The sequence below is a fragment of the Nocardiopsis trehalosi NBRC 14201 genome (assembly GCF_001552555.1).
GTDB lineage: Bacteria > Actinomycetota > Actinomycetes > Streptosporangiales > Streptosporangiaceae > Nocardiopsis_B > Nocardiopsis_B trehalosi.
In genome coordinates this window covers 1-10193 of sequence record NZ_BCRK01000206.1, presented here as the reverse complement: position 1 = coordinate 10193, position 10193 = coordinate 1, and the positions used below count along the sequence as shown (strand labels likewise).

The following is a 10193-nucleotide window of genomic DNA, read 5'->3' as shown; positions in this document are numbered from 1 at the left end:
TGAATGCATGCATGGCGCCGGACGCGTTGAACGCGATGTCTGAATCCCGCCAGCCTGCCCGCGTTCGGTCGGGCGAGAATGCGCCCATGATCGCCGCAACGCAGGGAATGCGTATCCGACACCGTGGGCATGGACCGCAGGTTCATCCCACCGCCTACGTCGCCCCGACGGCCACGCTGGTCGGTGATGTCCGCGTGGGGCCGAGGGCGCGGGTGATGTTCGGTGCGGTGCTCGACGCCGAGGGGTCTCGGATCGAGGTCGGGGAGGCGGCGGTGATCTGCGAGAACGCGGTGTTGCGCGGATCTGCCGTCGTCGGCGATCAGCCGGTGGTCGTCGGCGACCACGTCTTCGTGGGGCCGCACGCCACGCTGCTGGGCTGCGAGGTCGGCAGGTGTGTCTACGTGGCGACCTCGGCGACGGTTCTCCAGTGCGCACGGTTGGGGGCCGGCTCGGTCGTCGCCGTCGGCGCGCTCGTCCATGCGCGCACGGTTCTGCCGGACGAGTACTTCGTCCCGCCGCAGACCGTGGCGCTCGACGTGCCGGTGCGGCTGCTGGCCCCGGGTGATCCGGGCTCGGCCGAGGCGGTCGGCCGGGTGGGCTTCGCGCAGGCGGCTTTCGGCGTCGACGCGGAGTGGACCGACCGGATCAGGCGGTACGAGCAGATCGCGGAGGTGCGCGTCGCCGAGTTCGGCGCGCACGTGGACGATGAGGTTCCGGATCTCGGCTACCGCCACATCAGTGATCCCGGTGCCGTGCTGGAGTGCAGCGCCGTGCGGACTCCCCCGGGGCGCGAGGCTGGGGAGTGCGGGCGGCCCGACCCGCCGCTCGCATAGGGTCGCGCCATGTCCGGTACCGCCGTCTCCCCCCGTCGCACCGCGTTCGCCTTCCGCCTGCACCGCGATCTCGTCGGCTCCGGAGCGGAGACGGTCGTCTGGTCGCCGCTCTCCGTCGCCGGGCTCCTCGGTCTGCTGGCGTTCGGGGCGCGCGGCCGCACCCGGGCCGAGTTGGCGGCCGTGCTCGACGCCGGCCGCGGGGAGGCCGGCGCACCACGGGCCGACCCCGGTGGCGGAGCGGTCGGTACGGAGGACGAGAACACGACCGACCCCTACCCCGGCCCCGGCGCGCCCGCCGCTCCGGGCGGGGGCCTGTCCCGCGCAACGGGGCTCTGGCACGCCCCCGACACCCCTCTCACCGACGGGTTCCGCCGCCTGGCCGCCCGATCGCCGGACCTCCGGGTCCGCGCCGCCGACTTCGCCGCCGACCCCGAGCGCGCCCGCGCCGCCATCAACGAGGAGATCCGCCGCGCCACCGGCGGCGCGGTGCGCGAGCTGGTCCCGTCCGGCAGCGTCGACCGGGACACCTCCCTCGTCGTCGCCGACGCGCTGCGCGCCCGCGTGCGCTGGGCCGACTCCTTCGACCCCGCGCGCACCGCCCCCGCCCCGTTCGCCACCCCATCGGGTCCTCGGGACGTCCCGATGATGCGCCGCACCGCCCGCCTCCCCCACGCCGCCGCAGCGGGGTGGCGGATGGTCACACTCGCCGGGGACGGCGGCATCGACCTCGACGTCCTCCTCCCCGACACCCCGGGGCGCACGCCCACCGCGGAGGTGTTCGCCGCCCTCCACCGGTCGGCGGCCCCCCGCGAGACCGCCCTCACGCTGCCGCGCGTCCAGGCGCGCACCGCCGAGGAACTGTCGCCCCACCTCGACGCCGCCGGGGCCGGCACCCTGTTCACCGGCGACGCGGACCTGTCAGGGCTCTCACCCGCCCCGCTGCGCGTCGACGCGATCCTGCACCAGGCGGTGCTCGCCGTCGACGAGGCCGGGGCGGAGGGCGCCGCGGCCACGGCGGCCATCGCCTACATGGGGATGCCGCCCCCATCGCTGCCCTTCACGGTCGACCGGCCGTTCACTGCGGCGCTGCGGCGCGGCCCCGACCTCCTCTTCCTGGCGCACGTCGCCGACCCCGGCGGGGCCGCCGACCGCTGAGGGCGGCGGTGGGGCGGCCGGCCGGTTCCGGTCGAACCGCGCTCGGGCCCGGGCCGGGGTGACGAGCCGGGTGACGGGCCGGCCCGCACGCCGCCGCGCATCGGCCCCCGGGGCCCCGGCGCCCGGCGGTGCCGCCGTCACACCCGCACCACCACGCGGAACGCGGCACGCGCACGGCGGTGGCACCGCCTCCCACTTTCGGGATGGCGTTCGCGCATCGGCCCTCGTCGAGACCGCGATCCCCGTCGCGGGCGGGGCCGGGGATGCGGACCGGACAGGTGCTCACCGTCCGTCCCGGATGTGTGGCGCTCCGACGAATGCCATTCTGGTCGGCACCCCTTCTTCCGCGACCCTTCCTCCGCGACCCCTTCCTCCGCGGCATGGTGATGAAAGGACGTTCCGATGCCCACCGCCCTCTCCCCCGCCCGGCTCCGCGTGGCCCGCATGCACGCCCAGCTCCTCGCGGGGCCGCCCGCGGCCGGAGTGGTCGGCGCCGTCCGGGGGGCGGCCGCCGTCCAGGCGCAGGACCTCCGCGCCTCCTGGCTCGGTGTCCGGGCGCGCACGTCCGGCCTGACGGTGGCGGACGTGCGGCGCGCCGTCGGCGAGGAGCGGTCGGTCATCCGCACGTGGGCCATGCGCGGCACCCTGCACATGGTCCCGGCCGCCGACGCCGGGTGGATCACCGACCTGTTCGGCCCCGCTCTCCTCCCCCGGTTCGCGCGCCGCCGGGCCGAACTCTGGCTGGACGACGGCCTGTGCGCGAAGGCGGTCGACGCGCTGCCCGACATCCTCGCGGGCGGCCGCGCCCTGACCCGCTCCGACCTGGTCGCCGCCCTCGGCGAGGCGGGGGTGCCCGTCCCCACCGAGGGGCAGGCGCCGGCGCACCTCACCCTGTACGCGGCGCTGCGCGGGGTCGTGTGCCGGGGGCCGGACACCGAGGGCGGCGAGGCCACCTATGTCCTGCTGCGCGACTGGGTGGGGTCGTGGGAGCCGCGCGACCCCGATGTGGCGCTGGCCAAGCTGGCCCGCCGGCACGTCAGCGGGTACGGGCCGACCCGGCCGGAGGACTTCGCCGCCTGGTCGGGGCTGCCCGCCCGGCAGGTGCGGCGCGCGTGGGAGCTGGTCGCCCCCGCGCTGACCGAGGTGTCCACCGCATCGGGGCCGATGTGGGTGATCGGGGACGCGGCCGACGCGCTGCCCGACGTCCCGGCCCGGCCGCGGGTGCGCCTCATCGGCGCCTACGACGGCTACCTGCTCGGCTACCGGGACCGGTCGGAGGTCCTGCCCGCCGAGCACGCCCGCGCGGTGACCCCGGGCGGCGGCGTCCTGCACCCGGCCGTCGTGGTCGACGGGCGGGTCGTGGCGCGGTGGCGGCGCGCCGGAGAGGCGGTGCGCGTCGAGCCGTTCGCCGCGCTCGACGACGGCACGCTCGCGGCGGTGGCCGCGGAGGTCGCCGACATCGGGCGGTTCCTCGGCGCGGACACGCGCCTGGAGGTGGCGTGAGGCCGCGTGGCGGTGCCGGCCGTGCGCCCGCCGGGGCGGCCCGGGGCGGCCGGGCACGGGCCGGGGGTGCGGCGGCGCGCGCGGGCCCGGGCGGGCGGCTCATCGGCCGGGGGGTCCGCCTGCGGGGAAGGGGCGAGCAGGCGGCGTTGACGCGGGACGGGACACCCGCGTGGACCGCTGGGAGGGGCGGCTAGTCGTCGTCGGGGTCGATCGACGGGTTCTCCATCAGCTGGCGCACCAGCGCCATGAACTCTTCGTCGCTCATCGCGGCCCAGTCCACACGCTCGTTCATGCTGTGCGGTTTCCCCGGCCACAAGATCAATAAGCGCGAAAAGCCGCATCCGACGGAAAATTACCGGTTAACGTCGCGAAACAGCAGGTCGGGGCGGGTGTCAGATCCTGCGGTTCACCGCGGCCCGGCACTGCGGGCACCGGCAGCGCTTGTTGTACCCGGTGACCGTGCCGTGCGGCAGGGCCGGGTCGCGCTCGGCCGTCAGGGTGGCGTCGAGCTGCTCCCCGAAGGCGCCCAGGATGCGCGCGTTGGAGAACACGCGCTGCGGACTGACTCCGAGGTCGCGTGCCGCGTCGTCGATGTGGACGCCCATCCGCAGCTTCGCTATGAGCTTGGACCGCGTGGACGGCGGAAGCTCCTCCTCGGCGTGCGCGATCAGCCGCTGGGTGTCGTCAATGGGTTGGCTCATGGGGTTCCTAGCGTGTGCGGGGACGCGGCCCCGGCAATCCAGCCTGCATCGTACGCGCTCCGGGCCGGGGCGGGTCGGGCCGCCGGTCCGGGCGCCGCCGCCCGGGGGGCCATCGGGCGTGTCCCCGCGCCGCCGGCCGTGCGGGGACCGGTGCGCGGGAGGCGGCCGAATTCCCGTGCGGCGGGTGGTGCGGGAGGTCACCACCCGTGCGGCTTCCCCGAGGTGCGGGGGTTGCCTAACGTGAGGTGTGGGCCTGGCCGACCGGGCCGCCCCCGGACGAGGTACGCCGTACCCGGTGCGACAAGACGGCGTCGACGCACTCTGGGAGGCGCATCATGGCATGGTTCCTGCTCGTCGTCTCGGGTCTGCTCGAAACCGCCTGGGCCACCGCCCTCTCCGCGAGCCAGGGCTTCACCCGCCTCTGGCCGACCGCGGCCTTCGCCGTCACGCTCGTGCTCAGCATGACCGGCCTGGCGCTGGCGCTGCGCACCATCCCCGTCGGCACCGGGTACGCGGTCTGGCTGGGGATCGGCGCGGTCGGTACCGCCGTCGTCGGCATGGCGTGGCTGGGCGAGGCGGTGAGCGTCGCGAGGATCCTCTGCCTGCTGCTCATCGTCTGCGGGATCGTCGGCCTCAAGCTGCTGCACTGACGGTCCCGCTGTCCGAGCGGGATTCGGGCGGCCGGATCGGCGGTCTCCGGACGGCCGCCACTGGGGCCCGCGGGAACGGCCGCAGCCCGCGGTGGCGCGGCCCCCGGCGCGGGTCCGCATCACCCGCACCAGCGGCGCCGCCGCTTCCCGCCCGCCCCGCCCAGGGGCGCGGATCCCCGGTGGAATCGAGGATCCAGCGGCCAATTTCTACGAACGCATTGCTAGAGGGTAGGCCGAGTGCTTCTCTAGTCCCACAGCCCCGCCACTCAGCGTGTACGGAACCGGACGCCATGAGCAGCCCCACAGTTCGCCGCCGCCGTCTCTCCGCCGAACTCCGCCGCCGCCGTGTCCAGGCCGGGATGACCCTGAGCGACGTCGCCGAGGTGCTCGAATGGTCCCCGGCCAAGCTCGGCCACATCGAGACCGGCATCCGCAAATGGCCGTCGGTCATCGAGGTCTCGGCCCTGCTCAAGCTGTACGGGGTCACCGGCGGCCAGCGCGAGGCCATCCTGACCCTGGTGCGCGAGTCCCGGCTGCGCCCGTGGTGGACCGAGTACGAGGACGTCCTCTCCTCCGCCTACGTGGGCAACGAGGCGGGGGCGGTCGCCATCGACACCTACGCCGGCATGCTCGTCCCCGACCTCCTCCAGGTGCCCGAGTACACGGCGGCGCTCGCCCGCTCGCAGGGGCGCGACCCGCGCGGCGTCGAACGCGCCGTGGCGGCCACCCTCAAGCGGCAGGAGGTCCTCGACCGCGACAGCCTGGAGCGCTACCACGCGCTGGTCGAGGAGGACGCGCTGCACCGCATCGCCGCCGACCCCGGGCTGCTGCACGCGCAACTGCGCCGGCTGATCGAGCTCGGCACCCGGCACGAGCGCGTCGAGATCCGGCTGCTGCCCACCTCCGCCGGTCTGCACGCGGGTTCCGCGGGCCCGTTCACCGTCCTGGAGTTCGACGAGGACGAGGCGTCGCTGGCGTTCGTCGACGCCACCCACGGCGGGACGATCGTCGAGGCCGACGACAGCGTCCGCGCCTGCCAGGAGGTGTGGAGCAGGCTGGCCGAGGCCGCCGCCACCCCCGAGGCGACGGCCACGACCTTGAAGCGGCTGTCCCTGCTCACCTGACCCGGGGGTAACTTCGGCGGCCCGCAACGGGTGCGCCGGGCGGGGAACGCCCCCACGGGTTGCTAGTCTGCTGGGAGACAACCCCATAAAGTTCTCTACCGACGCCGTCCGCTCGGTCGGTCGGCGGCATTCCGCCGCCCGCCGCGCCACCGGGATCCTCCGGTCGCCGCCGAGCCCGCGTCACTTTCCGACCCATCATCTCGTGATCCAAGAAGGGGTCCACACCGTGAAGAAGATCATCGTCCTGGTGCTGGTTGCCCTCGGTGCGTTCGCCGTCTACCGCAAGATCCAGGCCGACCGCGCCGAGCTGGACCTGTGGACGGAAGCCACGGCCGGCGACAACTAGCAGCAATCAGGCCGACCAGCCACGGCACATCCCATGTGTGGTGGCTGTCGTCCGTGTCCGGGGGCCGTGGGCGAACGTTCGTCCCCATTCACGCGCCCACGCTTCCCCCGACCACCGGCCGCCCGCCCCACGCCGTCCCGCCCGCCCCGCCCTTCGGGAGCGGTATGCTCGGCACTGGTCACGGGGCCATAGCTCAGATGGCAGAGCGCCGGTTTTGCATACCGGAGGTCAGGGGTTCGACTCCCCTTGGCTCCACCAGCCTCCGCGCACGTCAGCGCATCGCGAACGGCCACCCCGGCATCCGCCGAGGGTGGCCGTTGCGCGTTCAGCGCGCATGAGGCGCGGACCGGGCCATGCGCAGGATCACGGCGACCGCGTCCTCCGTGTGGGCTCCCGGGGTCAGGACCTCCTGGAGGAGCAGGCCGCGGAGCGCGGCGATGGTGGCGGTGGCGATGGCCGGTGCCTCCGCGGCGTCGAACCCTTCGCGTTCCGCGAGCGCGGCCAGCATCCCGGTCAGGTCGTCCAGTGAGTCGATGAACTCGCGGAAGTCCTCCGGGCGGTACGCGGCCAGGCCGACGACGTGGAAGAACCCGCGGACGCGCGACAGCTGCTCCGGGCGGGTGTAGGTCCGCCAGATCGCCAGGACGAAGCCGTCGAAGGTGCCCTGCCGGGCGGTCTCGAGTAGCGCCTCGTTGTCGCGGGACCGCTGGGCCCGGAGCATGGCCGCCAGGACGCCCGGGAGCGACCCGAAGTGGTAGCGCAGGAGGGCGTGGCTGGTCCCGGCCCGGGCGGCGATTTCGCGGAGCGACACCTCCGGTGCGGGCAGGGTCTCGCCGAAGGCGTCGAGGAGCCGGGCCAGGAGGCGTTCGCGTGCGTCGCCCCGGTGTTCCGCGCCCCCATGTTCCGCGTGGTCCGCGCTTGACAAGATCACTCCCACAGTTTATCCATTGGAAAAACACGCTGACGGTGCCGTGCCGCGCCACACATGGTCGCAGCCGGTCCGCGACGGCGGAGGGACGACCGGGACGGCGGGCCGCTCGAAGCCCCGGAACCGTCCGCCGACCCCGCCGGCGCCGTCCCCGCCCTCCAGGCCGGCCGAGATGTGAAGGACCCTTGATGAGCACCATGTGGCAGGGCTGCCTCGCCGACACCGACTACTTCGAGACGCGCTCCAGCGGTGGGCACGACTACGGCGTCTGGGTCACCACGCCGCCGGGCTACGACCCCGCCGCGACGCGGGTGCCCGTCGTCTACGTGCTCGACGGCAACTGGGCGGTGGGCCTGACGGCCCCGCTCATCGTCACCCAGCTGGACCCCATGCAGCCGATCCAGCCCTACATCCAGGTCAGCGTCGGCTACGCGGGCGAGGACGCGCAGCACTGGGACCGGCTGCGCAACAGGGACTTCGTGCCGCCCGGCGAGCCCATCGCCCAGGAGCTCGTCGACGCCGTGGAGCTGGGATACCGGACGGGCGCGCGGACCCGCGAGGAATCCGACGCCTACCTCGCCGAACTGCGCGACACCCGCGCCGACGCGTTCCTGCGCTTCCTCACCGCGGAACTGCACCCCCGGATCGAACGCGACTACGGCACGGCCGCGACCGGCCACGGCCTCTTCGGGTACTCCTACGGCGGACTCTTCGGCCTCTACACCTGGCTCACCGGCTGCACGCTCTTCGACAGCATCGGGGCGGGCAGCCCCGGCGTCGCCGGTGCGGACAGCCAGGTCTTCGCCCGGCTCGACGAGATGGGCGACGACCTGCCCGCCGCCCGGCTGCACCTGACCGTGAACGACCGCGAGCTGCTCGGCGACCTGGGCATCTACCAGCGCCTCGCGACGAACACGGCCACCGTGCTGCACCGCCTGACCGCGCGCGGCGGAGCCGTCACCGGCGCGGTCCTGCGCGAAACGCACGTGACCGGCCTGCAGGCCTCGTTCCTCAGCTACCTCAGGACCTGCCGCGCCCAGTAACCGCGGACGCCCCGCCCCCGCGTGCCCGCCGCACGCGGCGCCCGCGCGGAGGCGCCTGCTCGGGTTCCGCCGGGCGTTTGCCGGATGTTGGGGAGGTCCGGGGGCGGGGGAGGGGGAATGTCGGTGGCCGGTGTCACAGTCTGGGGGCACGGCACTTTCTCCGAAGGGACCGCCATGATCACGACCGACTTCGTTCCCGGCTCCCCGTGCTGGCTCGACCTCGGGTCGCCCGACCTCGACCGGGCGGCGGAATTCTACCGCTCAGTGTTCGGGTGGGAGTTCAGCTCGATGGGCCCCGACGCCGGCGGGTACGGCTTCTTCCAGCTCGACGGCAGGGTCGTGGGGGCCCTGGGGCCCCTCACCGAGGAGGGGGCCCGCTCCGCCTGGACCGTCTACTACACCGTGCCCGACGCCGCGGCCACCGCCAAGGCCGTCGAGCAGGCGGGCGGCGCGGTCCGCGAGCTCGCCGACGTCGGCGACGAGGGGCGCATGGTGCAGCTCACCGACCCCCAGGGGGCGCGGTTCGCCGCCTGGCAGGCCGGCGCCTTCCCCGGCCTCCAGGCCGTCAACGAACCCGGCGCGCTGATGTGGGTCGAGCTGTACACCACCGACACCGCCGATGCGAAGCGCTTCTACGGCGACGTGTTCGGCTGGACCACCACCGAGACCCCGCTGCCCGGCGGTGGCGGCGCCTACGCGATGATCTCGCCCGCCGAGGGCGGCGAGGAGCGCATGCAGGGCGGCATGATGCAGCTCGCCGCCGAGCACCTGGCACCCGCGGGCGGCCCGTACTGGCACCCGGTGTTCCAGGTGACCGACTGCGACGCCGCCGTGGCCGCCGTCACCGCCGGCGGCGGCGAACTGAGGATGGGCCCCGACGACGCCCCCGGTGTCGGCCGGCTCGCCGTCTGCACCGACCCGTTCGGCGCCGACTTCGTCGTCCTCGTGCCGGACCCGAACTGACCCGCCCGCCGGACGGCGGGCGCGCACCGGCCCGCTCCGGCCCCCGGCCGCCCGGCACCGGACGGCGGCCGGGGCGGGGAACCCGGGGCGCCACCGCCGCGTTGGTCCGGGTGTGGGCGACCGCGGCGATCGGGGATCCAGGGGTCGTCTCAGGGCCTTCCCCGATGTGCCGCCGCGTGCCCATGACGCATGATGGTGGGTGGTGAATCGTCCCATCGGGTGCCGCCCCGGCGGCACGGCCGGTGCCAAGGAGTGAGCGTGGCTGTGCATGAACCGATGTCTCCATCGAGCCCCGACCGGCGCTGGGGACGCGTCCCCGACCGCCGGACCCCGCCCGGCACGGCCCACCTGCGCCTGACCCACGCCGAACGCGACGACGTCGCGGAGCGGCTGAAGGAGGCGTACGCGCAGGGCCAACTCGACGAGAACGAGTTCGACGAACGCCTCGGCCTCGCCATGGCCGCCAAGGTGCAGGCCGACCTCGTGCCGCTGCTGGACGACCTCCAGCCGGCCGCCAACGGGCCGCACGCGCCCCCCGGCCGGTCGGTCCCGCCGGGCACCGACGGCCCGGTCACCGCGGGCGAGCGCGGGCTGGCGGCCGTCGGCCACCTCTCGGGCTACCTGTTCAGCGCGATCGGCCCGCTCGTGGTGCTGCTCGCCAGCGGCGACACCTCGCCGTTCGTCCGCCGGCACGCCATCGAGGCGCTCAACTACCAGCTCACCTTCATCGTCGCGTCCATCGTGGCGTTCTGCCTGTTCTTCCTGGTCGTGCCGATCCTCGCCTGGGTGCTGCTGCTGCTCGGCTGGATCTTCCTGCCCGCCGTCGGCGCCCTGGTGGCCGTCGTCGGTGACGGCTGGCGCTACCCGTTCACCTGGCGGCCCGTGAAGTCGGAGTAGCCGCCCCCGCGAACGCCGATGGCCCCGCCGGATTCCGGCGGGGCCATCGG

At 74.6% G+C, this 10193-nt stretch carries 11 protein-coding genes, 1 tRNA gene and 1 riboswitch; of the genes, 10 read left to right on the top strand and 2 right to left on the bottom strand.

The genetic code is table 11. From position 1 onward, the window contains the following. The 3 genes from NT8_RS24610 to NT8_RS24600 all read left to right on the top strand — a co-directional run. On the top strand, nucleotides 1-833 hold an 833-nt coding region (locus NT8_RS24610; protein ID WP_217999302.1), incomplete at its 5' end, for a gamma carbonic anhydrase family protein. A 9-nt stretch (nucleotides 834-842) separates the two neighbouring features. Beyond that, nucleotides 843-1988, top strand: a complete 1146-nt coding sequence (locus NT8_RS24605) for a serpin family protein (RefSeq protein ID WP_067974354.1) — start codon at nucleotides 843-845, stop codon at nucleotides 1986-1988. Between the two features lie 402 nt (nucleotides 1989-2390). Next, entirely contained in the window at nucleotides 2391-3491 is a 1101-nt protein-coding gene (locus NT8_RS24600) for a winged helix DNA-binding domain-containing protein (protein WP_067974351.1), read from the top strand. 392 nt (nucleotides 3492-3883) lie between these two features. Here NT8_RS24600 and NT8_RS24595 read toward each other — a convergent pair whose 3' ends face one another. Beyond that, entirely contained in the window at nucleotides 3884-4192 is a 309-nt protein-coding gene (locus NT8_RS24595; RefSeq protein WP_067974348.1) for a hypothetical protein, read from the bottom strand. A 249-nt stretch (nucleotides 4193-4441) separates the two neighbouring features. Further along, nucleotides 4442-4507, top strand: a riboswitch (guanidine-III (ykkC-III) riboswitch). Nucleotides 4508-4527: 20 nt separating this feature from the next. Here NT8_RS24595 and NT8_RS24590 point away from each other — a divergent pair. The 4 genes from NT8_RS24590 to NT8_RS24580 all read left to right on the top strand — a co-directional run bounded on the left by NT8_RS24590 (nucleotide 4528) and on the right by NT8_RS24580 (nucleotide 6570). Next, nucleotides 4528-4842, top strand: a complete 315-nt coding sequence (locus NT8_RS24590) for a DMT family transporter (RefSeq protein WP_067974346.1) — start codon at nucleotides 4528-4530, stop codon at nucleotides 4840-4842. Between the two features lie 290 nt (nucleotides 4843-5132). After that, a complete protein-coding gene (locus NT8_RS24585) occupies nucleotides 5133-5966 on the top strand; it encodes a helix-turn-helix domain-containing protein (RefSeq protein WP_084469247.1) in 834 nt (277 codons plus the stop codon). Between the two features lie 226 nt (nucleotides 5967-6192). After that, a complete protein-coding gene (locus NT8_RS29615; RefSeq protein ID WP_217783044.1) occupies nucleotides 6193-6312 on the top strand; it encodes a DLW-39 family protein in 120 nt (39 codons plus the stop codon). Nucleotides 6313-6494: 182 nt separating this feature from the next. Further along, nucleotides 6495-6570, top strand: a tRNA-Ala gene (locus NT8_RS24580). Nucleotides 6571-6637: 67 nt separating this feature from the next. Here the strand turns inward: NT8_RS24580 and NT8_RS24575 are convergent. Further along, nucleotides 6638-7243 carry a TetR/AcrR family transcriptional regulator gene (locus NT8_RS24575; protein ID WP_217999301.1) on the bottom strand — a complete coding sequence of 202 codons (606 nt, stop codon included), beginning with the start codon at nucleotides 7241-7243 and terminating at the stop codon, nucleotides 6638-6640. A 185-nt stretch (nucleotides 7244-7428) separates the two neighbouring features. Between NT8_RS24575 and NT8_RS24570 the strand changes: the two genes are divergently transcribed. From NT8_RS24570 to NT8_RS24560, 3 genes are all read left to right on the top strand, one after another. Next, nucleotides 7429-8283 (top strand): alpha/beta hydrolase, encoded by an 855-nt coding sequence (locus tag NT8_RS24570; protein ID WP_067974337.1) that lies wholly within the window; start codon nucleotides 7429-7431, stop codon nucleotides 8281-8283. 174 nt (nucleotides 8284-8457) lie between these two features. Further along, on the top strand, nucleotides 8458-9246 hold the full coding sequence (locus tag NT8_RS24565; protein WP_067974334.1) for a VOC family protein: 789 nt from the start codon (nucleotides 8458-8460) through the stop codon (nucleotides 9244-9246). A gap of 258 nt (nucleotides 9247-9504) precedes the next feature. Further along, complete coding sequence (locus NT8_RS24560) at nucleotides 9505-10143, top strand: DUF1707 and DUF4870 domain-containing protein (protein WP_245646317.1); 639 nt, start codon at nucleotides 9505-9507, stop codon at nucleotides 10141-10143. Nucleotides 10144-10193: the final 50 nt, after the last annotated feature.